Source organism: Microcoleus sp. AS-A8, assembly GCA_039962225.1.
In the GTDB taxonomy this organism is placed as follows: Bacteria; Cyanobacteriota; Cyanobacteriia; order Cyanobacteriales; family Coleofasciculaceae; genus Allocoleopsis.
This window is the reverse complement of the sequence record JAMPKV010000026.1, coordinates 42,732-68,722: the sequence shown is the minus strand read 5'-3', so window position 1 is coordinate 68,722 and position 25,991 is coordinate 42,732. Positions and strand designations below refer to the sequence as shown.

The window sequence follows — 25,991 nt, the reverse complement described above, 5'->3', positions numbered from 1 at the left end:
TTACATTGAGGCTTATTTTCTTTTTTTCTTTCCACGTCCTTTCTTGTGCTGATCATCATTCAACTCAGTCTTATTCTGTGTTGTTGTCTCAGAGCTTGTACTATCCCTTTCGTTCGATGCTACGATCATTTTTCTATTGGTTAAGACAAGAGCATGAGAGCTTCCCGGTTCCTCTCCCTTTTGCCTCTGCTCTCCAGTTGTACCTATTGTGTCATCTCCTTCCGACTTCCTGCCCAAGCTCGACCCTCGCCCCCTGTTATTCCCATTGCCTGCCCTCGGATCATCGGTAGAATCCTCAGGTTCGCCTATCATCTTTGTTATCACTTCTTCCTTTATTTTCTCGGCCTCTTTCGTGACAGCTAGCTCCACTGCCGACTCATTTCGTTTGATGCCTAATAAAAGTTTTACTTGCTCAGGAGTTAAATTAAACTCTGTTCCATCCTCTCTCGCATCTAAAACTTCATGAAAGTCTTTAAGTTGTGCCAATGAGATGCGTTCATGTGGAGAACCTAAAGAATCCTTTAGTATTTTTTCAAAATGACGTTTGTCGTCTTGCCCTTTTTCCATTTTTTCTGTTAGTTTTTCCATCACACGTGTATCGATATCTCTATCTGATCCCCGGACAATTGGTCCATCGGTTGTTGGTACACCGTACCAAAAGCGAGACAATGAGCGCCCAATATTTCTGAGACCCGCTGGCACTCCAGATGTGGCATTCATCAGCCTTATTATTAACTCTGTTAAGCTCAATATTCGGTCATTACAATCTGCGCGTATCTCCTGGTGTAATGCACGGTTGCTGATGGATAAAGGAGCAGTGTTCATCATTCCAGAAGGTCCTTGTAGGAGCTTTTCGGGATTTCGGAGTATCGCGGTTAGTTTTTGCCAGCCAACACCCCACAAATGAGGGAACATCGAGTTGTTAGCTATATCCAACAAACGAAATGCGTTTGTACCTGCACCAATCTGTATTTGGGTCAATGTCTTTTTTTCCGTGTCCAGTATCCATCGATGTATCGCGAAGCCTGCAAAGACGTGGCTATACCCGGTATACATAGTCGCTCCGACTATCCGAAAGTTTCCGTAGCGATAGTCTATAATGTCTCGAGGGATTACAGCGTTCGGTCCTAAGAACCAGGGTTCAACAAGTGGTTTGTTTGTTTGAAGGTTTGATCGATTTAGTTTTCGTATCTCTTGAACTGTTTCCGAATTCATCTTCCAGTAGTCCATCCAATCCGAAAGAGAGAAATATGAGCGAAGCAATCTGTTCTCAGCTGTATCGTTAATTCTATTCCAAAGAGAAGGGGGCACTTCGATAAACGAGGGCTGGATCGACCGGAAGAATAGGCGCATAATCCCAGGTCCTAGTTTTTCAACGTGAGCCATTTGTTCGTCGGTCAGCTGTATCGGTGGGAACCTACATATCACCTCATGAGCGATTATCCCTCTGGTTGATGCCGTAACTGTGCCACCTGCTTCACGAACCGGATTCTCTGCATTTGCCTCCGCCATAGCTACCAGAACGTCGGGCTTTGAGAACGTGCTTGTTATGTCGGTCTCTCGTTTCTCTCGGTCGGAATTGTTGAAAGAAATTTTCCTCTCGTCCGGGAGTTTTTTCTGCACGGCTACTATGAATTTGTCTCCTTCTATAGATGCCGATTCACGCTTAGTGTTGCGTAATAAATCTATTCCATAACCCATGCCTTTGACCAAAAACGAGATATTTCGCGGTGCTGGATTACTCAATGGGCTCTTTCGCGGTGATAGATTACTCTGAAAGTTTGCTGCATTTCCTATCCGAAACATTCCTCATTCCCCCTTACTTTATTCAACATGGGCTTTATAGCTGAGTACCAGACTAATGGTGTTGAGAATCCCCTTATCGCCATTGATGGTAAACGTCCACTCCGACCCCCGGCTGCTGATACTCAGCCCGCTGGCTTGCAAGAACTTGCCATCCTTCAGAACCAGGTTTTTGTCGCGATTCAGCATCATGCTGATAGCTCCCGGTTCAGCTAAGTCATAGCTGGCAAAGATACCCGTAATCTTGCTACTGCTCATATTGGGGAATAGGTCACGGCTCATCGACAGGATTAATTCATCATCTTCGCCCTCTAGAAAGTCCGCCCACTCATCGGGAAACTCCTGCGCCACATCAAAGAAGCGGGCAGTGGGATAGGGTTTCAGCAACCCTTTCACCGCACTGGCAAATACCTGTCCTCCTTGTTCGGCGGTGTATTTGAGGTTGATGATGACATCCCGCAGGGTGTTGATGTTGTAGGAATTTTTCTTGCCGTTCAGTTCCAGTCGCCAGGTCGAAACCGCACCAGTATTTTCAAACGGCAGGTAGCGTTCATCATCAAACCGCAGCTCAAACAAACCGTTGTTCTTTTCGCCCTCGTCTACATGGGACAGGGCAATTTGCTGGTTTGCCTTCCAGCCGTTACGCAGCGATTCGGGCGGTTGATCCTTCGGATCTAGCAGATATTTCACTGCTTTGGGGTCGGGTTCCAGCACCGTCTTGTGGTTCAGTTGAGTGAGAGTCGCCATCACCGATTGACTGGTTTCTCCAAAGTCAAAAGACAGCGACAGGGTGCGAATCTGGCGGCAATAGTGCCCCGGAAAGTCGTAGTCGAACAGGCTTTCTGTGAGGGAGAATTCACAAACACCCTTAGTTTTCAATCGCAGCAGTGCTACAGGATCGAGATCCAGTAGGGAAATATTTTTGGTAATTTCAAAGCCCCGGCGATTGCTATCGATGTAGGCTTTTTCCATCCGGTCTAAATCCAGTGCTAAGCTATCTCCCGCCAGTAAGCCTTTGCGTTGGCTATCCCAGTAGGGACCGTTGATAAAGTTGACGTCACTTTCTTTCATACCACGCTCAAACTGGAAGGCTTTTTCGGCGGCTTTGGCCATGTCAAAGGCCATTTGATAGGTTTGGTAATACAGCCCTGACAGCTTGCTTGCCATCCACTGGTAAAGCTGAGCATTGGAAAACTTATCCCGCATGTAGGTGCTGATGGACTCGTTTTGGGCAATTTGCTGATCGAGGATGGCGAGTTCGCGCTCGGCTATTTTTTCCTGGAGCATGGCTCCTTGAATTTGCAGCCCGATTTGCTTGATTTCACTGTCAGCCATTGCCTTTTGCAAGGTCCAATCTTGTTTCGATCGCTCATGCTGGGCATAAATCCCGATCGCATCACCGATCATACTAATGCCATCCCCAGAGTTTTCCAGCGCCTCCGAAATCTTGCTGATCGACTCACCCCAGCTTTTGCCGCCCGTGGTGCTACCAAAGCAAAAAGGACCAATATGAAAATCAGGAGTGCCATAGACAATCGCTCCTGCAATTTTGACGATCCCTGCCGCAGTCATCAGCCCAGACCCCAGAATCATCATGGCAATTTGACCGGATTCGAGCGAGGTTAAGCCATTGGCAATCAAACTTTGGTAATGGTCGCGTTGATAGGTGGTGGCTACTAGACTCTCCTCCAGGGCTTGCCGACTGTACTTTGCCTCCTGAATTTGATCTTCTTTGGTGGCGCGAGTCAAGTTCAGAATAATGCCTTCCTGCCGATTTTGCAGCAGGCTCAGCTCTTCGGCATCTTTCTTTTCCAAAGCAGCCAGCAAATCGTTGCCAAACTGGCTCAGCCTTTGCACCAATTCCTGGGCTTTGCGTAGCATGAACTCAAAGCGGTAGTGAGGCACAGGCACATTCAAACTGGCGATCGCGCTGCGGAGGCTGGCTCCCGTCCCTACAGCCCGCACTAGTGCCATCGGATCGATCGGCGGCTCGAACAGGGGTAACGGTTGACTGATGCCCATGATGTTGAGGCAATGCCGAATTTTGTACAGACGATCTTCGACCCGCCCCCAATAATCCATGAGGACGGTGTTTTCGGGAACAAAGAAATAGGGATTTGGCACGCTGGCATGGGGCGTTTCGGTGGGATACACCAGGAAGTCATAATCCTGGTCTCCATCCGTTAAATTCTTTAAGGTCAGACGAATGGTCTCTTGCCCTCCCGGTTGAATCCCATCGGGCTGGCTCATTTGTTGGTCAATCCGTTGTTCACTGCGCTGAATCCCTGTGTCCGTTTGCAATTGGGCGTAACGCTGGTCTTCTGATAGGGACTTCCGTCCGAGGTTTTCGGGCTTGTCTCCCAGCAAATCGTAGGCCAGGATGTAGAGCATCCGCGCTTCGTTGATGCTTTCCCGCGTGTATTGCTGAAATAACATATCGCCCCAATCGAGCAGATTATCAAGGTATGCCATGACAATCGCCTTTTGATAGGCCATCGGTCGGAGTGCGGCGATCGCGTGGGGGTCAAAGGGATCGGTTAAATAGGCATTAATCAGCGCCTCATCCACACGGGCTACCGTCGGGATATCTTCCGTAAAAGGCAGAAACTTCCAATAGGGAGCTACACCCGTCGGGTCATAAATATATTCGTACCATTTCTTCGCCGCTTCAAATTGCTGCCCCAGATTCAGGGCCTGGGCAATCAGGAACGGCGCATGGAAAAAGATCTCCCAGTAATAGAGACCATTGGCGCTGGAGAAATCGAGATAGGAACTCTTGGGCAATTTTGTTTCATCGACTTTGCCGGGTTTCACCTTGATGGTGGTGGCAACCTCAGCTGCTAGGATGGTATTGCTCGTCAGTTTGAAGGAGGGCGTATCATCGATTTGCTGAGTGGCCAGACTGAGCAGCCTGGGCAATCCTCCTATAAAAAATTCTTGATTTAAGCGATAGGCCACGCTGGTAGTGAGGCGAACAATTTCATAACGCACATCCTCCAGTTCAAAGGGTTGGGTGCTGTTTTTATCGTGGATGGTGTATTTGATGTAGCGATCGCCCTGAAATAAATACAGATCTTGCGCTTCGCCCTCACCCGGAACATCGAACGCGCCATCCAATCCCGCTGTCAGTTCCTTGGGCAAATTGCCCCAATTGCGGCGAATGGGCTTGAATTTGGGTGGTGTGGTCAGTTCCTGAAGTTCACCGTTGTGCAGATCGCTGAGTCGGAAATAGTGACTGCCTGCAAACAAATAGGTTTTTCCACCCAAGGTGAAGGCTGCATCAATGCGAGGCGAATCCCAGGTAAATTTTTTGGGATAGCCGCGATCGACAAAATCACTCAGGGGTGCATCCAAGGTGGAATTGGTGTTCTTTTTCGCCAATATTGTGTAGCGAAAAATTTGGTCTCCAGTGGTTAAAAACAGGTAGTTTCTGCTGTCATCTCCTTTGACAAAGGCTGTATCCACCACACCCTGTTCAGCAATATTATTTTTAACGCGACCCCATTGGGCTGGAGTTGAGGCGGGGCTGGTCAAAGTTCCAACGCTGGGATTGTCCGATTGCACATAGGTTTGATTCGTCTTGTCGAAGTAATAGATTGTGCTTCTGAGACCCTCTGCCGTAAATGTCTGCAAGATGGGCTGCATTTTGTCCCATTGGGGAAATTTATCCGAGTTCGTTCTAAGTTTTTTGGGATATCCCGCATCGGGGTAGTTCACACGGCAGGAGCCATACTTACTGCCCGAATACACCACATACTCATCGCTACTGAATAAATAGGTTTTGTCGCCATCGCAAAATGCCGCATCAATCTGTCCGGTGCGAGCGATGTTATCGCCCATTTTGCCCCATTTTTCCTCACTGGATTGACTATTCCAAGCGGCGATCGCCGTATCGAGGGACTGGATCGAGAGGTTCGTTTTAGACACCGCGATGTAATCCGACTGCCGGAACAGGTAGACATGATTGTCGGCACCCACAAAGGCAGCGTGAATGCTGTGTGCAACCGTCACCTCATCCTTGGTATTTGTAGCCGTTAATTTTCGTCCAGCAAATTGATAGACGACACCATTTAACTCAAAGCCTGCGGACCATTCCGTCTTGTTATCTGTGAGAAGGGTTAATTGACCATTTTTATATTCATAATTATTCTTTGCTGTCGTGAAGAAATACACATCCGACCCTTTGTTATAGGCCGCCGCCACCCGTTCGTTTCTGAGAGCATTTTTTTCAGCTTCGTTTTTGCTATTGGCGTTAAATCCTAGCTCAATCAATAGCTCCAGGAAGTCATGAGCTTTAGGTTCACCATTGATCACGCTATAGTCGGAACCCGCAGTGTATTTGACATACTGAAATCGATGGATGAGATAGGTGGTGGCAGTGGCACCACTGCCTACAACAAACGCGGCATCCACAGACGGTGCAGTCTTGTCCTCGTCTGGCGGTCTAAAATCCTTGATGAACGATGATTTCGTGACGCTGCCCCAATCATCTTTGATCGACCGCTCTGTGGATGAACCAGACACCAGATAGGTTTTCGTCGTGTTGTTGAAGAAGTAGACTTTTTTGTCTTTTCCTTGAAACACCGCATCAATGGTCGTCCAATTGGGTTTATTCCGATCGGGGAAACTGGGATGCTCGGAAATCGGTCGAGGATAGCCCTCGTCCACCCATTCATAGGGCTTGGAGCCACCATTGTTGGAGTAAGCAAAGTACTGGTTACCACTAAACAAATAGGTCGTTTGGACTTCTTTCAATCTTGGGATTTGAAAATCTTGTGGGGTTTCTATCACCCTTTGGGTTTCTTTATGCACATAAGCCGCGTTCACAATCCCCGTTCTTTCAATGTTGTTGTCTACTTTTCCCCAAGCCTCTTGGATCGGGGTTTCAGCAGAGAATGGGATTGTGCTTGAAAAGGCATCAGCGGAAACGTATGTTTTATCGTTCTTAAAGAAGAAGGTTTTACGAACGGTGCCGCGCTGGGGCAACTGCACAGCCGCATCGATCCCAGACCACTTGGGCAGTCCATCTTCATTGTTGGGAATGGATTTTGGCCACAACTCACGACCTAAAACGCCCACATCCGGCTTGCAGAGGAAGCTACCCCCTTTATAGTCGAAACTAAACCAGGAACCTTCCGTCGATTGATCCCCCGTATTGAACATCACCATCTGGTCGGCAGGAATATCCGGCTCATCAAAAATCGAGCTAAAGATGTTGCTGGCATTCTCAAACGAGTCCTGATTCCATAATTTGACCGTATACAGCTCCGGAGTCAGACTAAAGGTGCGATAGCAGGTGATGGTTCTGGCTTCACCGGCCTGGGGGCGTAGGGGAGAGTAACCCGTCAATTCGGTCACGATAGTAATGAGAGCTGTTTGGGCTTCAGGCGTCATAGGCACTGCGCCACTCCAAAACCGCCAAAGTAACAGTTTCAGTACATCGAGTTGAGGGCGTTTCCCTTCCGGTATGGCGGATTCTCGCATATCGAGTACCCGTCTTTCCTGATAATCAAAGGCGCGGAAAATCAATGCACCATCGGCTTCTTTGCCAATCGCAAACAGCCGTTCCCCTGCTTCCGGCAACGGTTTATCTACCAAAGATGGATACAAATTCAGGTCATATTCCGTAACAGGCACTTCATAGGTGCATTGAATAATAATATTTTCATGGTTTGCATTAGCTTCACTACCAGGAACGCTGAGCTTACTGGAGGTTTCAACCAATAATCCAATGTTCTTAATATCTTTCGCGACGATACCGGGTGGCATCTTAATTTCGATCTTTTCAGCCGCTTCGTCTTTGGGTCGAAAGGTTTGGGCAGGAACCCATTCTTTGTTGAGGTTATAGAACGAGTAAAAAATGCGGAGGACATGGGTGGAGGACTGGGGTGTGGAGGATATCGCCTGAGTCTTACCTTCGCTACCCGCAACCGAGGACTCTGTGGTTGTGAGGGCTGTAGAGGTGGGAGTTTCGACAATGGTGTCGAGCTTCACCCAAAACACAAAGACACGATTGAAGGCAAAAACCGGATACACCTTATCAGCCTCAATTTGGGTATCCACCTTCAGCCAGGGACTCCAGGTTGTCGCTTTCCCACTGCCCAAAAACTGTGCCATCCGGTAATAGTAGCGGCGCGGATCGGTTTTGGTGCGGCCAAACAGCACGAGGCTTTTGGCGGGTTGACCGCTCATATCCGTCGAGTCGTAGACATAGCCTCCAGCAATGGTAAGCCGTGACACTTCCGTGTATTCGTCTAGATATTTTTGATAGACTCGTTGAGCGGCGGCTTCGGTTATTTCGCCTTGCAATAAATCATCTTCGAGGGTTTTGAAAGCAGGGGTTTTAGTGTCCCGCAATTCCGGGCGAATATAGTTTTCTGGATACAGAAATACCTTGCGGTTAGCTTCCCACACCCGATAATTCTTCATCCATTGCCAATAAAGTTTTAATTTGTGCTTGATGGCTTCAGAATTATTTAAATTGGTCGCTTCCAGATTGACGAAATAGCGATGGAAATAGAGTTGTACAGCGGCGATCGCTTCCTCTATTCTCGATGTCTTCCCACAACTCCCCATCTCCACATCAATTAGCAGTTGTTCATACAACTCCCGCTCGTTCTCAACCCCAGCCTCCTGCGAAATCACATAGGGCACGAGGGCATCGCGCTTAATCACATTCAGCTCATCGTGCAATTGTTGGGAAATCTGGAGCCAATCATTATTTGACATAATAAAACATGGAAATCGCAATACTAAAGATGGACTGGTTTTTCAGAAAAGCGGTGCAATTATGCACGGTGAATCAGTGCCAAAAATCGATATAAGGTATCAGCGGCATCTTTTAATGGGCTATATCCTGTAATTGATATGACAGCATCTACAATACTTTCTTTGTTTGCTGGGGGAATTGATGATGCATTGCTATTCCAATACGGCTGAAGCTGTGCCTTAAGACTTTCTAATTCCTTACTTCGACTTCCTTTCAGTTCTACTTCTCGTAAATCGACAACTTTATTTTCCCTGCGATCAAAAATACGAAAATGCAATCCAGTCTGATCATTTTGGGCAATCGCTATGAGCCGTTTCCCTGTTTCTGGCAAGGTTTTTCCAGTAGAATCGGCTATCAAATTCAGCTCATATTCCTTTAACGTATCCGGCTCATATCGCTTCCGCCAAACCCCCTCGTAAAGTTCAGAAGGGGATGCTCCTATTTTTTGAGCGATCGCAAAAATGTCAAATAGTCTGATGATAATTTCCAGCTTGAACTGGATTTCAAACAGGGTGTCATCCCTTAAAAAGGCATTCTTGCGTTTCAGCCATTTGACCTCATCCATATCCCATTTAAACAACTCCGCCAGCATGGCATAGGGATCGGCAACGGGATCTGTTTCGGGATGCAGGAGATCGAGCAGGGAGTGTCCCCCGCTACTGTAGCCATCCTGGAGCTGTTTGAAGCGTGTGATAATGTACAAATCATTGAGCAAATAATCCGACCAGTCACCCCAGCGGTACTTGACTTTTTGTGGGCAAATGGTATCGATCAGTTGATAGGTCGAATTTGAGTAGCGCACGTAGTCATTATCCTTGAGCAGATAGGTTTTGCCTTCAAACACAAATCCACCGGAAATCGATGCCTCAAACTCCACGGGTAAATTGCCCCAATTGTCTTGAATCAACTTGGGAAATCCTTCATCGACATATTCCTGTTCCAGATTGGAATAGCGAATGTATTGATCGCCCTTAAAGGCATAAAGGTTGCCATTTGGCGCGATAAAGGCTGCATCCAGAAGGACACGACTGGGGTCGGTGCGATCGCTCGACACGAAGTTATTGTTCACTTTGCCCCAGAAGGCTGCGATCAACTGCGAGGTTGCCTGGTCGGAACGCAGATATTCTTTGCCCTTGAACACATAAAGCCTACCATCACCCCCTTTGAGCACTGCATCAATCCCGTATTGAAAGGTGTCGGGTAGGGATGTCAGACCCAACTCTTGGGTCAGAATAGTGGCAAGGGATTTGGGATATCCATCATCTACAAAGGTATAGGTATCATCGCTATAGCGCACCCCCTGATCGCCAGAGAACAGGAAAGTCTGCCCACTGGGTTCCTGGAATAGGGCAGCATCAACTTTGTTGTGTTGCACGATGTTATTCTTCAGGTGACCAAAGCGACTAAGGGGATAGGTGGCAGTGAGGCTTTGGGAGACGGCGTGCCAGCGATCGCCCACTAACAGATAGAGGGTGCGATCGCTCGCCAAAACTGCCGATATGACTCGCCCGCCATCATTCCCCCGCATGGTGAGGATATCTTCAAAAGCTTCCGGCAGATTCTGAAAACCCGCTTCCGTAAGCAGATTCGTAGCAATAGTTTTGGGATAGCCCTCATCCACATAACGGTAATTGCTGCCGGAATAGCGCACATACTGATCGCCAGAAAACAAATAGGTGGTTTGGCCTTGGAATATAAAGGCGGCATCGACCCGGTTCCCTTGAGGATGATCCGTAAAGTTATTTCGCACTTTACCCCAGCGTTGATTAATCGGGGCGGGAGGCTGAAATTGCTGGTTTTCACAGATCACATAATGATCTTCCGCAAAGAAGTAGGTGTTGCCATCCCGTCCGGTAAATGCCGTTTTAATGCGCTTGAAGGTGTCATTGTTAAAGGGAATGTCGCGCCAGATTCTCGCCAACGGTTTGGGATAGGTCCATTGCCCCGGATCAACATCGTATTGAATATAGCGTTTGCCACTGATGAGAAATATGTTTTCTCCTTCAAATAGCACCGCGTTAATCGTTTTAAATTCTTCGTCAACGTAATCAGCGGGGATTTGCCAGAAGCTGCGATCGCCTTCGCTTACTTTTGGAAACCCTGCATCCGACTGGCTGTAGTCCGTTGTGGAGTAGCAGACATAACGGGCGTTGCCCTGAGCATCGGCGGGTTCAAACAGATAGGTTTTCTCATCCTTGACAAAGGCTAAGGACACCCGCGTTAATCCACCCCAGTGATCTTTGATTGATCGCGGCAACTGCTCAATATTTCCGTAGACATACTTCTTGTTGACCAGGGAGTCCGCCGCGTAGACCACGAACTGATCGCCACTAAACAGGTAGGTTTTGCCATCTGTGCCCACGAAGGCAGCCTCCACGGTGTTTTGAATATCGATGTTGTTTTTGACACGACCCCACTCTTCGCTCAGGGGATAGAACCGATTTAGGGACACATTAAAGCAATTGGACCCTTTGAATAGATAGGTGTTGCGATCGCGCCCTTGCAGCACCGCGTTGATTCCTGTTTGAAACGCATCAGGCACCTGCCGCAGGCAGGGGGGCAGCAAGGGGATTTTGTGGGTAGCGAGGCCCTCCAGGCTGCTGTGATGCTGCCATCCTTCCGCATCATCTAGAAAAATCGTGCCCTTCTCCACAAAGGCACAACTCACTCCTGTCAATCCCAGATTGCCGTAGTCTTTATACAGGGTTTCTGAGACCACATAGCACTGGCTACCCTTAAACAGGTAAATCTGACGGCGATCAGCAAAGGCAGCATCAATACCATCTTGAATACTGGCCAGTGTACTGGAATCGAGATTTTTAAAGCGAGGTTCCAGCTGGAGTGAGGTGGCGATGGTTTTGGGATAGCCTTCTTCTACTTCGGTGTAGTCACTGCCCCTGTATCGGAAATATTGGTTGCCGGAAAACAGGTAAGTATGCACCGTGGCTTGCTCCTGACCGGCAGCATTTTTTTCGTGGGATTCAACTACCAGAACGGCATCAACGCGCCCGGTTCTGACAATGTTATTCGTGGTATACCCCCAATAGCGATTGGTGATGTTGGGGTAGCGATCGTCGGCACGACTGTAGTCTTGACCGGAATATTTAATAAATTGCGTTCCTGAAAACACATAAGTTTTGCCATCTTTACCAGTAAATGCAGCACTTACCCGTTCCGTCTTAAACGGCAGGCTCCAAGTTTTGGCTAATTTTTGCGGTTCCGACCACCACCGCTGTTGCTGGTCAAAGTAAATGAACTTGTCTCCAGAGAAGAGGTAGATTTTGTCGTCCGGCGCATTGAACACGGCATCAATGGTTTCAAAGTCTGCGCCTTCCTCCACCAAACTCAAGGGGAGATTCCACCAATTATCGTTGGGTGGCTTAGGATAACCTTCATCTAATTTGGTGTAGTCATGGGTCGAATACCGGACGTAGACCGTGTTTTTCTTACCGCTCTGTGTGCCAAACAGATAGGTTTTGCCATCCAGAATGAAAGCATCTTGGACTCGGTTTAGCCCTCCCCAATCCTGATCGATCGTGCGTGGGAAGCCGTCATCGACCTTCGTGTAGTCCGCTCCGGAGTAGCGCACATACTGATCCTTACTAAAGAGATAGGTTTTGCCATCCAGCCCCACAAAAGCTGCATCCACTCGTCCCCCTTTCGGCGATGTAAATGTGTTGCGAACGCGCCCCCAGCTTTCCTTGACCGGACTTTCCGTAGATGTTTCCAGGTCTGAAGAATACTTCAGGACGGTCCCCCCCTTAAATAGATACAGGGAACCATCCTGTCCTTTAAACGCGGCTTCCACGCCATCGACAAATTCCGGTGGAAGTTTGGGATATTGGTTTCTAAGGCGTTTGGGAAATCCCTCCTGAATAAGGATCTGAGCATTTTCCAAACTATCCTGATAAGCTATAACTTGGTCATCGGAGAAGATGAATACCTGATTCCCATCCGCATAGGCTGCATCAATTTTGCCAAGGGTTTCAAAGTTATTTCTAACTTTGCCCCAAGTTTGATTAATCAATGTCTCCGGTTCTGATGACTCCAGACAGAAATAATACTTGTCTTTGAATAGATAGGTTTTGCCGTTGACATCCTGGAACGAGGCGTCGATCGAGGTTTGAAACGCCTTAGGTAGATCATTTTTGGTTTCCGTGGTCGATGATTCCTCATCCACCGATTTTGAGCATAAGGCATCCTGCCGCCAATGCTGTTTAATCCTAAGAGGATAACCTTCGTCCACAGTACTATAGTCATCGCTGGAATAGCGGATATATTGATTCCCAGAGAACAGGTAGGTGCGTCCATCCCTGTCCTGGAAAGTGGCCTCCACTCGCTGTAGGTCTTCAAAATTGTTGGACACCTTGCCCCAGATTTTTGCCGATTGCGCCCCTAGCTGGCTTAGCTGCGGCCCCGGCTGCTGCGCTCCCAGTTGTACCCAGCGATCGCTGCCCTTCGCCTTGCGATAGGTGATGCCCTGGGCAATCAGCACCAAACCTACACTGGGAGCGGTAAACGCGGCATTAACTTTGGTGATTTCGGCAAACAGCACCGACAGGGTGGTCAGAGGTTGTGCTTTCGGGGGGGCCAAGGGTTGCCCTTCGGGAGGCAGCAGCTTATAGTTCTCCGCTGAATACCGCCAATACTGGTTGCCTGTAAACAGATAAATCACCCCTTTGCCGTCGGCGAGTTGGGTTTCGAGGAGGGCATCCATGCGATCAACTCCCGGTGGCAGAGCCAATTTTTCCGGGAATTTCTCCACCAAATCCTGATCTTGCCAGACGATCTCGGTTTCGATTTGATTGAGTCCTAGCTTGGCGGCGATCGCGGCAAACTGCCAAATCCGCCGATAGGCAAAGTTGAAGGTGTTGTTGTCCGGCTCCACCGCAATTACATCTTGACTGTTCACCACCGCCAGAATCGGCACCAGAAATTCTTCGGCAATACTGACGGTATTTTGCAACACTCGCTGACACAGAGTTTGGATGATGTCGGCATCTACACCAAAGTGATCTTGGAGGGCTTCCAACAGAACACTAGATTGGGATTCGGCCAGGGTTTTGAATTGGGCGGCAATCGCCTGCACATCGGCGTCGATGACTTTGGCGACTTCGTGGAGGGCAAAGAAGATGTCTTTGTTGTAGTCTTCAAACCCAGTTAGAGTGAATTCAAGGGCGTTGTCAATTCTGAGGAAATAGCTCACTTTTTCCCAGGTGAGGTAAGTGCGATCGCGTAAGTAACCCGTTGATTCGAGAATGTCAATGAGTTTTTCCTGTTCGTCCAGATCAAAATCCAGCTCCTCCAAAACTTGAGGTGTAAACTGATATTTTTTCGCTGTCCTGACCATCGTCTGGATTGCGCCAAAAATAATCTCCGTGTCATTACTGCTAAACGGGGCACCGAGGACAAACTTGGGAAAATTATCGACATCCAGGAAGAAACCTTCTGTTTCATCCTCTAGCATCCTGCCCTTCAGCAGACCATTGCGGAGATAGTCAGGTTCAAGATGTTGATACACCTGGCGTGCTGCGATTTCATCGGCAATATGGGCAAACAGATCTCTGCTGAGGGTATAGAAATCCGATTTGAACTCACGAATGAATCTCTGGATGTTTTTGAGAATGCGGCGGCGATGGGGATAAAAGGCGAGGGCTAGGTTGAAGGTCTCCGGAGTCGTAGTTAGCAGTGCGTCTTTGTTTAGGATTAAATGGTTGAAATTAATATATTCGTTGAATACTAAATTCTCCATTAAGTTATCAATCTCAAACGGCTTGAGGGGCAGGTCGGCAAAAACCTCTCTATCCAGCGCCAGTTCGGCTTGATGAAACTGTTGGATTTGACCCAGGATCAGATTAAAGATTTGCCTGGCATAGTTGGCTATGTCGGTGTTCAGTTCAAAATCTTCAACGTTATCTTGATCAGCCAAAAAATCAGTTTGGAGGACGTTGCCTTCCTCATCAATGTAGCCATTGAAAATCAAGTTATCGTAGAGTTCATTACGATTTTTTTCCGACAGGTCGGTCAAAACCTCTAAATCGGATGGATAAATTGCCAGCTCAACGGTCAGATTGGGCGATCGCGCAGCCAATGAGAGTGAGAGTGACATTTCGCCCATTTCATCGTCTTCCGTTTCATCGTCCTCATCCTCATCGTCCTCAGTGTCATCCATCCCAACACTCATCTCATCATCGGACTCACTTTCATCGATCTCATTCTCATCAAACTCAGCGTCATCCATTCCACCCTTCGCTTCTGCGTCCTCGACCTCCATAGCCTCCATGAGCAAGTCATGGATAATCGTGAACACTTCATCCCGATAGGCGCTGAAATCTGTCTCCAATTCAAATTGCTCCGCTGTTGTGGGGAACTGTTCTTCCAGCAAGAGTCCTTCCGGGCTGATGTAGTCCTTCAGAATCAAATTATTGAAAATCTTATCGAGTACCTTCGACTCTAACCCTAACCCAGTAAAATCCTCTGGATTAAACCTTTCGAGCTGTGTTAAAGCCTGATAGATAGCTTTCTCCGTCAATCGGGTATCATATTTCACCAATCGATTATCTTGGCTGGCTACCAAACCGCTATCCTTCTCGATAAAGGTTTGGTAAATAATCCGAGCAGTACGCCGATCGATTGCTTCAATCTCCTCAGCCCCCGATTCCGCTTCCGATGCAAAAGTGTCAGCACTAAACATCAGGGGCTTAAACTGCTGATATAGCGAGTTGAGAAAATCAATCCTTTGTTGCCGACTCGCTGTTGCCTCTGCCTCATCTTTGTAGGCACCGGTTAACCATTGCTTGAGTTCCCCGGCACTCACATCATTCGTTTGCAGCCATTGGGCGATCGCCCCTAACATCTGCACCAGCCACATCGAAGCAGCCGCATCATTCCCAGCAATTATCAGATAGCAATCCTGCTCCTGAGGTGCCGTGGGAATCAGAATATTAAAGTGACTGAAAGTCCGAATGATAGGATCTTTCTCCAGGATATCGAACAGGTTGAACAGATCCTCATAGGAGAGCTCCAATATCTCGACTAGTTGGCTTAGGCGGAACAAAAGCGATAGAGCGGGCAGATCGATCGCCACTTTCTCATCAAACAGCGACGGCTTTACCCCAACCTGCTTGGCATGATCCCTAAATTTGTTCACAATCATTACTAACTGTGCATCGCTCATGCCCAGCGCTTGAGACACCCGTTTCCGATACTCTTTGCCGTTCGAGGACAGGATGTCATCGGGGTAGGGGAGGGTGGCATAGTTCGCGTAGCTGGCGGGTGCAAAAGCAGAACCGCGAATATATTTTTTATCAGGATGGGCAAATTTGCCGTTGAAAACTCGGTTAAACAAATCCTCAGGTTCCAACCCATCACCAATTCCCAGCACATTCATGGGGCGGAAGAAACTACAGGCCACATCAGCTGCAATTTCGTAGCGATCACAGAGTTGCTTAATCACCGCCATTTTCTGGATCACCTGCCCATCCAAATCGCTTTGACCAGATGCGTGCTGGCAGCAGGTACGCAGAATTAGATCGAGTTCCGTAAAAGAAAGTCCAATCTTTCGCTGGAGCCGGATGACTCGTTGGGTACGATCAAACCATGCATCCGGAATAGAAACAGGTTTTGTATCTCCAGTATTCCAGACAATAGATTCTTCCTTGTCATGCAAGACGGCATAGCCACCTAAGCCATAGTTAATAAAGAAATCCGTCGCCTTGACACGCTCGTTTTTTATTGTGGAATTGGTGGTCGATTGATTCGGTTCTTTCGCCGTTTCACTCAGATTTTGATAAAGTAACTCCCGTAATTCCACCCCCGAAAGTCGCGTCGCCGCAAGAAAATTGGCAACCTGCAAGTTTGCAGGTTTTGCCCTTTCAGAAGATTTAGTAATTTTGGAATACGCTTTCAGGTCTGTGGTCGTTGGGCTTTGGATAATCGCCTCAAACTCTTCTATTGACAGTTTTAGGTATTCTCTGCCAATCAGAACCGGGTCGAATTCGAGGCTAAACAGTTTATAGAGTTCCTCGGAGGAAACATTTAAATAATGTAGGAATTTCTTGATTCGTTCGTTCTCGAAGTTAAAGGGTAAATTAAAGGGATATTGCTGTTTCTGGAGCGTCGCATAAGTGTCGCTTCCTACTTTTTGCCCCAGAATATCGTTGACAATATCGAGGTAAGGAATCCAGGTAAAGGCGTTGTCAGTGTTTAAGAGTATATTTTTAATATCGCCTCGACGTTGATGCAACCCTTTGACTTTAGAGAGGTTACGCATCGGTAGATTATCATCCAAAAGCTGGAGTAAATCGACCAGATAAGCCGCAGGGGATAGAACAGACCTGCCATCATCTCCTTTTTTGAAGTCCAGACGTCCGAAAATTTCCTCATAGCTGGGCAAATCTGAATTAGCAGCCATAGCATCCTCTGTTTGTTTTTGACTTTGCATAAATGCAAAAAAATCGAGGTACAAAATATTTTTTTCCGGGATCGATTAGGTTTAATATCGACAATAAACTCAACAAAGAGCAATAAAAAACATCCTAAAACTGAGTTTATGAAAGTCCTTGAACACTATTCTCTTAACATCTAATTTAAGTTCAATCCCTTCACCACATCTCCTTATTTGTGAACTTTGGGAGCTAACCGACAGAACACTGAATCAAATCTCTTTAAGCCTAATATTGTAGAATACTGATATTGTTTTAATCTTATTTCCTTAAAATCAAGAAAAAAATTAATGCTTCTTAAAAACTCTGTTGAAAGGTTAAGTAGGTGGGGCTGAAAATACTGAAGTATCTAAAGATAGGTAAACAAAAGAAGCTGGTTTCATCATAGGTGGTGAGTCATGGATGCAAGGCTGAGAATTTTCCTCAAGCCAGAAGAAGACCGAACGTTGTTTGAGAAGAGAGCGGCGACCACGGTGCCACAGAAGGTAAAGGATAGAGCCGAAGTGCTACGACTCAAAGCTCAGGGGTGGTACGTGGACAAAATCGCCAACTACTTCAACTGACACCCGCAAACGGTGCGAGAGACGATACATCGATGGGAAACGAAGGGACTCGGAGGGTTGTGGGAACAGTCCGGGCGTGGAGCCAAAGCTCGTTGGCCGAGCGATGATATCGAGTACTTGGAAACGTGTCTGCGGCAAGAGAATCGTACCTACAACAGCCAGCAACTGGCACAAAAACTGGTTCAAGAGCGGCAAGTCAAGTTAAGTCCTGACTACCTGCGACGGGTACTCAAAAGAAGGGGGATTCAGATTAGTGACTAAAGCCGGAGAAAAAGGAGTTGTCAATCTCATGAAGTTCATTCCTCTGGTAGGCGGGGTGGAGTTGTGGGAACTGGATTCGACAGCACCTTCGTTAACAATTGCGGTAAAAATGCAAAAAAATTGTTTAAACCAATCGAATAAAATTGGCATTTTCTGAAGGGATAGCTAAGCTTGTTTCATTAATTATTACGGAATCAGGGATTCTGACCCATATTCCGGAAAGTTTAAGATTTTCATTTCACTCATATTCTTTGAACCTCCTATAATCGCGCTCTTCTGGAGTTTTTTATCTTTTCTCAACACCCGGACTGTCAACTGCTCATAGAAATATTTCTATGAGCAGCAAGAAGCGCTCACGCAAAAAACCTTTGTTCTAGGTTCTAGTATTGTCAACTGATAAGTTAAATATTTCCATTGGCAGGAAATGCGATCGCGTCAATCCCATTAACGCAGATTATAGAAGCAGAAAATGTGTGATCGCAACTGACGCCGGGGTTGCGCTCGCACCTGTGCAAAAAGCTGTAGGGGTTATGACAAAGTACGTGAAAATTGGGACACGTTGTAAACTTTTGTAATGCTAATTGTCAAAACCCTTGATACACAGTCCTTTCACTACCTAACTTTTTTACTTGCGGGTGAAAAAACATTGCCAAAAATAATTGTTTGACTTATTCAGCAAGTCCTATGTAGGTCAACTTGAGTTCAACAAATAGATGCGACTAATGCATAGCGAAGAGCGCCATCTTGGGCAATATCTGACAAGCAGCTAGGAGCGAATTTCAACGGCTTGTGCTGTGAGAGCCATGTTATCGAAGTTAGATGGCTGTCCGCTGATATGGACGCGCACTCCGGGCTTCAAGCTGCTAGGCTTGACGGTGTTCCCCTGTTGGGTCACGACCGTGCTAGGTTGCAGAGCCACGTAATAGCGCCCCGAATTCGTAGTGACTGTCAATTGCAGGGGCGATGTTTCCATCACTTGTTCAACAGTGCCTTCAAGGATCATGGCAACTTGGGGAGTAACAACAGTGGGAGGAAGTGAAACAGACTGATCGGAAGAAACCGATTGATTGGGATCGTAACTGCTCATGGTGGCGGGTTCTTTAGCAGCGGAATGAGGGGAAGGAGCGGCTTGATAGCTTGTACAAATCAGCAACAGTGACCCCACACCGATCAAGCTACTCGAAACAATGATGTTGGAACGCATATCCTACATACTACTCCTAGAAAATTTTTGTTGTGGGTGATCTCACCCTTCTTCTATTAAGCCTGCTAAATATTCAAACGTCGTTGTGGTTGCCAAAAGGGATACAAAAATAGGGCACTGCAATTTTTCCACTCTTCACAGCGCCCCGCATATACTCTGCTCTAGCAAGGAATATTCCGCCAAGCCAGCATGTTGTCAAATACGGGTTTAGTAATCCGGGTGGCGCTGTTTGGACACCCGCCATAAGCATGTACACCAACTGCCTGCCGTTCGCCGTTGAGGAAACGCCAAACCGGACTCCCACTCTGTCCACCAACGGTATCAATCATGTAGTAGATTTTGAGATCTTCGACTCGGCTGATCGAACCAGCATTAAACCACATCGTGCCCAAGGGTTTGTCTGCTGGGTAGCCAGCCGTATTCACAAGTAGGTTGTTGAGCAAGTCATTGTTGAGGGAGGCAAAGCCAAACCAGCCCACCTGATTGCCCAAGTCGCAGTTAGGCAGAATAATCGCACCGTAGTCAAATTCGGGCTTGCTGTCTTGAATCCAACCTGTGACACTGCGGAAGGATGTGCCTACTTGAGAACCATAGGGACGGGCGTTGCCATCCATGCCAGGAACGACTTCGATAGAGCTTGCCCAGCCGCCATTAGCTCTACTGAAAACACAGTGCCCTGCGGTCATGACAGTGCGAGCACCAATAAACCAACCCGTGCCCACAAACTGAGCACCATCAGGATAGGTGATAAACAGTTTGCAAATCCAGCGCCAGGGGAGGTTGGTAGCTGGGGTGATGCGGGTTCGATCATCAGCACCACACACGGTTTCTGGAGACAAATATGCAGTTGCGGCTGCATCAGGCAGGTTGGCGAGGGCAGTAGTGGCTACACCCTCAGGGCTAGTTTCGCCGATTGCCCGACTGGGATCAAACCCAGCGACCATTTCAATCTCACCTTGGGTCGATTCACCTTGAAAATCCTTTGCAATGAGGGATTCTCCACTCAACTTACTACCATCACTTGATACTGCTTCGTGCAAATTAGCGGTAACGATCTCTTGCAGCTCCGAGATAGCAACTTCATGCATCGCCATGTTAATTTCTCTCCTTAAATTTGTTTTTACGCGCAACTTTCCTAAGTATGTCTATCGCGTTCTCACTCCAGCAGTACCCTTACGGGTACTTCTCTTGCTATCAAGAAATATTGACGAATCAAAATCAGCCGCTCATCGTTCTTTCGCTGTAGGGAAGGTAGTTTGGGGACAACGCACTCAAACCAACCAGAGAGTGATAGAAGTCATCACTCGTTTCGGGCGTTCGCCCTTGAGTATCTTTCTCGTTATCCTCTCTAGCAGGATTCGGCGTTTGAGTATCATCCGAACAGAAACGGGTTTGGGGAATATATTAGTCGGATCAGGGCTTCAGTAAGGATTGTCGTTAATTAGCATAAGTTGTTAAATAAATAGCATGAATTTAAATAATACAAAGAAGAGATTATTCACCCTGATAAAGATTATATCTGTAGTTCTTATAACGAGTGCAATTGGATTGGAATCATGGAATATATATGCATGGCTAACTAACAATAAGATTCCCGTCAGTCTCAATCCAGTTTTCTGGCTTGAGCGATTTGCTATTGCCATCCATTTAGTTGAGGGAGTTATAGCAGCTTATAAAGCCCCTTCAAGAAACAAAACGCTAATAAAATATGGCACTTATACTTTTTTCGTGGGCACAGTTGGTTTGTTAGAACTGTTTGACAAGTTAGAATGAGAAATTAAACGAGTGATCGCCTTTAAGGCAAATACAAACTACTGCTGTCGTTGGGTCGGGCGTGAAGGTATCGGCTGGTAGTCGCCACCGACTCATGCCCCAAGGTCTGCTGAACCCGATGAATCGGAGCGCCTCTATCAAGGCTATGTGAGGCGTGGGCATGTCTAAGCCAGTGAGGTGATACATCGTCCCAATCCTGAAACTGTACGCGAGTGGTACACCGAATTGGTGGTGATGGGTAAAGGTGAGGTAAGGGGGTCAAGCCGCTCACTTCAGTTCCGGGTCTTTTTACCCAATGATCCTCCCCCAAAACAACAATTAGACGAATTTAGACAAGAATTAGACAAATCGTCTAACAGCCAACTCCTTGCAAAACAAGAGTTTCAGGAGAAATTAGACAAATTAGACAATTTAGACGATTTCCCAAAAAACACTACAAACTCTATGGACGTTCAAGCCATAGAAGCAGAGGCAACACCAGGTACTGGCGAAAGAAAAAGACTCAGTTTTAGACAGCTTGTCTAACTTAGACGAATTGGCAAAAAGGACTATGGACGTTCAAACCATAGGTGCAAGCGTAACTACAACTACTGGCGTAGAAAAAGACTCAGTTTTAGATGAGTTGTCTAGTTCGTCTAATTTTGCTCAGAACACGCAACGAGAGAAGGTTACAGCGTTAGACAATCCGTCTAATAAATCGTCTAATTTAGACAAGTTATTGATGGAGGAAGCGGTCGAAAAACAACTGGATGAGGTGCAACACGCCCAACCTGTGACCAAGACACAGGAATCGATCTCTCCTGCGTCGAGGGCGATCGCACCTTCTCCCGCTGCAACCGAACCAGTAGCGATCACGAAGTCAGGGGAGGCGATCGCGTCTTCTCCCGCTCCTGCGGTAATCGATTCTCAACTGTCACATGCTACCCGTCGCCCGTGTGGAGGGGCGGAATCACCTGGATTCGATCGAGAGCAGGAGAGCGATCGCGTAGACGAAGCCTTGGATGGGCTGGGGTGGTCAATCGATCAGATCCGCGATTGCTTGATCAGCAATTATAAAAAGAAATCCCGCAAGTACCTGAGCGATGCCGAACTGCTTGATTTCCTAACACACCTGGAAGCGCAATCAGCCGCAGCGGCGCAATCAGACCCAATGTCATCGGAGGAAGCGATCGCAGATTTAGCGGAATTGCTGGAAATTTGCGATAGCAAGGAGTGCTTCGCAGAACTAGCAAGTACAGCCGCCTACAGCCCAACCGTAATCAAAAAAGCCTGCAACCTTTTGCCTTCCGATAAAAAAAGACAGATAAAGGAGTGGATCGATTTGATAAATCAAGGCGAAAAGCAGGCGATCGCTTTTTTAGTGAGGTTTTGTCTAAGTTAAATATTTAACTTAGACGTTTTTCTTTATTCGGGGTGTCGGCGTTCCTGATCGGTTCTTGCCAAAAACTCATCAGAAACTCATCAGAAACTCATCAGAAACTCATCAAAAAATCAACGGTGTCAGGGGGGTGCGATAGCGAAGCTCTGCGGCGTCGCGCAGATCGCATTCAAAACTGACCCAAAAATATAATTCTCCCCTATGTTAAAATCAATGACAACAAATGTCTAAGTTGAATATTAAACTTAGACGATTCGGGGGCGCGATCGCGAAGCGCTGATCACACCAGTGAACCTAATTATAATTGTCCCCTATGTTAAAAAGAGAACTGACAACTGGGCTGTTATTTAAATATTAAAATAAGGTCAGGCGATCGCATCATTATCGGTCAATTTTGGGACAACGGGATTCCCCCTCTCGCAAGCGATCGCGTAAGCCTCTCCAAGCACACCCTCGCCGAATAGTTGTAAAGTTCTAATTTAAATATTTATATTAGGAGCTGGTGGCAAAAAACCAGCGAGTTTGACCTAGATACCCCACCTCAGTTCCTACGAACAACCCAAATTCCGATACGTAATGATTTTTACGCTACCTCTTGTGAGACCTTCGCGTGTACCGACAGCGTTAGTAAAGAAGGTTAACCCCAACTTATCAATCATTTGCAACAATCGGGGAGTAATTCTCAACAAGCGGCTAATTTCTGTCCCTACTACGCCATCATTTTCCGGTATTAGCCAAAATAACGCTATACCGTTGTTCCAGGCGTTTACCTACTACCAGTTGTGAGAGTTATCGGTATTAGAGAAAAGTTTTGGGTAGTTAATTTATAAGGATTGCTCATGTCCCCTTGGCTTAACTTGGCTCTAGCCAAGAAGGGATAGTCAGAATACCTTAAAAAATAATTTTATTATCACATTGCTAGAGTATGACAAAAATTATGTCGAACTTAGGGCAAGAGGATTTTAGAGACATAGATAAAATGACGGTTTCTGGTACACCCGCCAGGGGCTGGAAGACAGGTTGAAGGCGGGTTGGCTCGGTATAGCATCAATCGGTCGTTTTTGGAACAGACCAGGACGCCAAATGTGAAGCGACTGTGGCGATCGCGAATCTCACGTTTCATCAACACTTCACAAATAGGGGGTGACGCCCCCCACCCCTGAGCGTAATAATAAGGTTAGTAGATGCACCCTGATGATCGAGAGAGCCGCAAACGTGACTCTCTTATTTATTTTGGGGGCAAAGCTTCAAAGTTCAGTAAATATACTATGTCCAGGTAGTGAGTCTTTGGTTAGTCTCGATATAAGACTACCTAAGAACATTTCCGTGCGGCTGGGGTCGTGAATACGGACGCAGCTCATTTCTTGGGAAGACTTTATAGTGTGAGACTTCCAGACTACAACTAATGAGTAAGAAAGATCTGAGTGAAGCTGATATCTGCGATCGCTACATTACACCTGCCCTTTATGAGGCAGGTTGGAAAAAGAGTCAAATTCGCAGGGAATATGGCTTTACAGACGGTCAGATGATTGTCCGGGGCCAGATGGCGGGGCGAGGAGCGAGGAAGCGGGCAGACTACCTGCTGTATTACCCATCGAATCAGCCGATTGCAGTCATTGAAGCCAAAGACAACAACCATAGTGTAAGAGCAGGGATACAGCAGGCACTTGGCTATGCAGAGACTCTGCAAGTTCCCTTTGTCTTTTCCTCGAATGGGGACGGCTTCCTATTCCATGACAAGAGCGGCACCTACGCTCAGATAGAACAGCAAATCAGCCTAAATGCCTTTCCGTCACCTGAAGAACTATGGCAGCACTATAAACAGTGGAGGGCTTTACAATCCGCCAATGAGGAGTTGCTAACGTCCTCCTATTTCATTGAGATTGGCGGGAAGGAACCCCGATACTATCAGCAACTAGCAGTCAATCGCACCATTGAAGCGATTGCCGGTGGTCAGAAACGCTGTTTGCTGGTGATGGCAACTGGGGCGGGTAAAACTTACACGGTCTTTAATATTATCTGGCGACTGTGGAAGACAAAGGTTGTCAAGCGAGTTTTGTTTCTGGCAGACCGCAATGCGTTGGTAGACCAAACAATTACCAATGACTTTCGCCCCTTTGGAGAGGTCATGACCAAGCTAGACCGCAGGCTGGTGGATAATGAAACTGGGCGGATTAATACCTCCTATGAAATCTATCTGGGGCTGTATCAAGCAATCATCGGCAATGAAGAACGGGATAACCTCTACGAGAAGTTTGATCGCGACTTCTTCGACCTGGTGGTGATTGATGAGTGTCACCGGGGTAGTGCAGCAGACGACTCCAATTGGCGTCAGGTACTCGATTACTTCAAAGAGGCGATTCAGGTAGGACTGACGGCAACGCCAAAGGAAACTAAGTACGTCTCAAACATTGACTACTTTGGTGAATCGATTTTTGAATACTCCCTCAAGCAGGGAATCGAAGATGGTTTCCTGGCTCCCTTCCGTAAGATACAGGTGGATTTGGATATAGACCTGGAAGGTTGGACACCCGAAGCAGGAGAGTACGACGATAACGATCAACTAATCGAGCAGCGGGACTATAACCTGCTGGACTATGACCGAACGATTACCTTTGATAAACGAGATCGACGGGTCGCGGAGTATGTCAGTAAGTTCCTGCACGATGGCGACCCAATGCGGAAGACCATTGTGTTTTGTGAGGACGTTGACCACGCCGAACGAATGCGAGAAGCCTTGAATAACGTAAAGCTGAATGAAAAGCTTGTTCTCAAAGACCACCGTTACGTCATGCAAATTACGGGGGATGAGAGGGAGGGTAAAGCTCAAATCGATAACTTTATCAATCCCAAAGAGACGTATCCGGTGATTGCTACCACCTCTAAGCTGATGACGACGGGGGTAGATGCCCAAACCTGCCATGTGATTGTGTTGGATCGCCGTATCCAATCCATGACCGAGTTTAAGCAGATTATTGGTCGGGGTACACGCTTACGCCCGGACTATGGCAAGAATTTCTTCACGATAATTGATTTTCGCAACGCCACCCAACTCTTTAATGACCCCAATTGGGACGGCCCACCGATTCAGGATGAAGACTTTGGTAAAGAGAGCCAACCAACCGGAACGGTCACTAAGACAAGAGCAAAGGGGAATAGTGATGGCGATGATATGGGCGATAATGGCGATCGCGCCAACCCTGACAAGTCAGTTCGCGTCAAGTATCGAGTCGGTCGGCAGGAGTTCGAGGTTGCAGCGGAACGGGTAAGCTACTACAACAAAGATGGACAACTGACTACAGAGTCGCTAAAGGATTATACCCGTCGCACCGTCAGTGAAGCGTATCAGTCTCTCGATCGCTTTCTCAATAAGTGGGACGAAGCGGATCGCAAACAAGCCATTCTTGATGAGTTGCAAGGGCATGGGGTGATTCTAGAAGCTTTGGAAGAGATGGTCGGTAAAGACTATGACCTCTTCGACTTGGTTTGCCATGTTGCCTTTGACCGTCCTCCCCTGACTCGCAAGGAACGGGCTGAGCAAGTGCGGAAGCGGGATGTGTTTACGAAATATGGTGAAACGGCCCGTATCGTATTGAATGCTCTACTGGATAAGTATGCCGACCAGGGCATCATTGCGATCGAAGATACCACGGTCTTACAGCTTGACCCCTTTGCCAAGCTGGGAACGCCGGTGGAACTCGTCCGCAGTTTTGGTAACAAACAGCAGTACAAAGCCGCGATTCGAGAGCTAGAGTCCCTGTTGTACGAAGACCGAGGGGCTTGAGGCTGTTACCGA

General features: G+C 47.3%; 10 protein-coding genes and 2 pseudogenes. 6 read left to right on the top strand and 6 right to left on the bottom strand.

The features are described 5' to 3' along the window. Positions 1 to 12: 12 nt before the first annotated feature. The 3 genes from NDI48_26895 to NDI48_26885 all read right to left on the bottom strand — a co-directional run bounded on the left by NDI48_26895 (position 13) and on the right by NDI48_26885 (position 16,985). Entirely contained in the window at positions 13 to 1,746 is a 1,734-nt protein-coding gene (locus tag NDI48_26895) for a hypothetical protein (GenBank protein ID MEP0834795.1), read from the bottom strand. A gap of 78 nt (positions 1,747 to 1,824) precedes the next feature. After that, complete coding sequence (locus NDI48_26890; protein MEP0834794.1) at positions 1,825 to 8,532, bottom strand: neuraminidase-like domain-containing protein; 6,708 nt, start codon at positions 8,530 to 8,532, stop codon at positions 1,825 to 1,827. A gap of 59 nt (positions 8,533 to 8,591) precedes the next feature. After that, positions 8,592 to 16,985 (bottom strand): hemopexin repeat-containing protein, encoded by an 8,394-nt coding sequence (locus NDI48_26885; GenBank protein ID MEP0834793.1) that lies wholly within the window; start codon positions 16,983 to 16,985, stop codon positions 8,592 to 8,594. Positions 16,986 to 17,414: 429 nt separating this feature from the next. Here NDI48_26885 and NDI48_26880 point away from each other — a divergent pair. Next, positions 17,415 to 17,816: pseudogene (locus NDI48_26880) on the top strand (helix-turn-helix domain-containing protein). 790 nt (positions 17,817 to 18,606) lie between these two features. On the opposite strand, the gene NDI48_26875 reads toward NDI48_26880, so the two are convergent. Both NDI48_26875 and NDI48_26870 read right to left on the bottom strand, forming a co-directional pair. Beyond that, on the bottom strand, positions 18,607 to 19,044 hold the full coding sequence (locus NDI48_26875) for a hypothetical protein (protein ID MEP0834792.1): 438 nt from the start codon (positions 19,042 to 19,044) through the stop codon (positions 18,607 to 18,609). 161 nt (positions 19,045 to 19,205) lie between these two features. After that, entirely contained in the window at positions 19,206 to 20,138 is a 933-nt protein-coding gene (locus tag NDI48_26870) for a trypsin-like peptidase domain-containing protein (GenBank protein ID MEP0834791.1), read from the bottom strand. On the opposite strand from NDI48_26870, the gene NDI48_26865 reads away from it, so the two are divergent. Both NDI48_26865 and NDI48_26860 read left to right on the top strand, forming a co-directional pair. After that, positions 20,137 to 20,472, top strand: a complete 336-nt coding sequence (locus NDI48_26865; GenBank protein MEP0834790.1) for a hypothetical protein — start codon at positions 20,137 to 20,139, stop codon at positions 20,470 to 20,472. The two genes, NDI48_26870 and NDI48_26865, sit on opposite strands and share 2 nt — an antisense overlap. Positions 20,473 to 20,511: 39 nt before the next feature. Further along, on the top strand, positions 20,512 to 20,817 hold the full coding sequence (locus NDI48_26860; GenBank protein MEP0834789.1) for a hypothetical protein: 306 nt from the start codon (positions 20,512 to 20,514) through the stop codon (positions 20,815 to 20,817). Positions 20,818 to 20,878: 61 nt separating this feature from the next. Here NDI48_26860 and NDI48_26855 read toward each other — a convergent pair. Continuing rightward, positions 20,879 to 20,998 (bottom strand): annotated as a pseudogene (locus NDI48_26855) (site-specific integrase). Positions 20,999 to 21,051: 53 nt separating this feature from the next. Between NDI48_26855 and NDI48_26850 the strand changes: the two are divergent. The 3 genes from NDI48_26850 to NDI48_26840 all read left to right on the top strand — a co-directional run bounded on the left by NDI48_26850 (position 21,052) and on the right by NDI48_26840 (position 25,979). Continuing rightward, a complete protein-coding gene (locus NDI48_26850; protein ID MEP0834788.1) occupies positions 21,052 to 21,342 on the top strand; it encodes a hypothetical protein in 291 nt (96 codons plus the stop codon). A 25-nt stretch (positions 21,343 to 21,367) separates the two neighbouring features. Then, positions 21,368 to 22,198 carry a hypothetical protein gene (locus tag NDI48_26845; protein ID MEP0834787.1) on the top strand — a complete coding sequence of 277 codons (831 nt, stop codon included), beginning with the start codon at positions 21,368 to 21,370 and terminating at the stop codon, positions 22,196 to 22,198. A 1,402-nt stretch (positions 22,199 to 23,600) separates the two neighbouring features. Next, entirely contained in the window at positions 23,601 to 25,979 is a 2,379-nt protein-coding gene (locus tag NDI48_26840; protein MEP0834786.1) for a DEAD/DEAH box helicase family protein, read from the top strand. The last annotated feature ends 12 nt before the right edge of the window (positions 25,980 to 25,991 follow it).

Bases quoted from the DNA above. Each gene is read 5' to 3' on its own strand.
- NDI48_26890 (MEP0834794.1), bottom strand. From the start codon at position 8,532: ATGTCAAATAATGATTGGCTCCAGATTTCCCAACAATTGCACGATGAG.
- NDI48_26850 (MEP0834788.1), top strand. From the start codon at position 21,052: ATGGGTAAAGGTGAGGTAAGGGGGTCAAGCCGCTCACTTCAGTTCCGG.
- NDI48_26840 (MEP0834786.1), top strand. From the start codon at position 23,601: ATGAGTAAGAAAGATCTGAGTGAAGCTGATATCTGCGATCGCTACATT.
- NDI48_26870 (MEP0834791.1), bottom strand. From the start codon at position 20,138: ATGGCGATGCATGAAGTTGCTATCTCGGAGCTGCAAGAGATCGTTACC.
- NDI48_26860 (MEP0834789.1), top strand. From the start codon at position 20,512: ATGAATTTAAATAATACAAAGAAGAGATTATTCACCCTGATAAAGATT.
- NDI48_26875 (MEP0834792.1), bottom strand. From the start codon at position 19,044: ATGCGTTCCAACATCATTGTTTCGAGTAGCTTGATCGGTGTGGGGTCA.
- NDI48_26885 (MEP0834793.1), bottom strand. From the start codon at position 16,985: ATGGCTGCTAATTCAGATTTGCCCAGCTATGAGGAAATTTTCGGACGT.
- NDI48_26845 (MEP0834787.1), top strand. From the start codon at position 21,368: ATGGACGTTCAAACCATAGGTGCAAGCGTAACTACAACTACTGGCGTA.
- NDI48_26865 (MEP0834790.1), top strand. From the start codon at position 20,137: ATGTTAATTTCTCTCCTTAAATTTGTTTTTACGCGCAACTTTCCTAAG.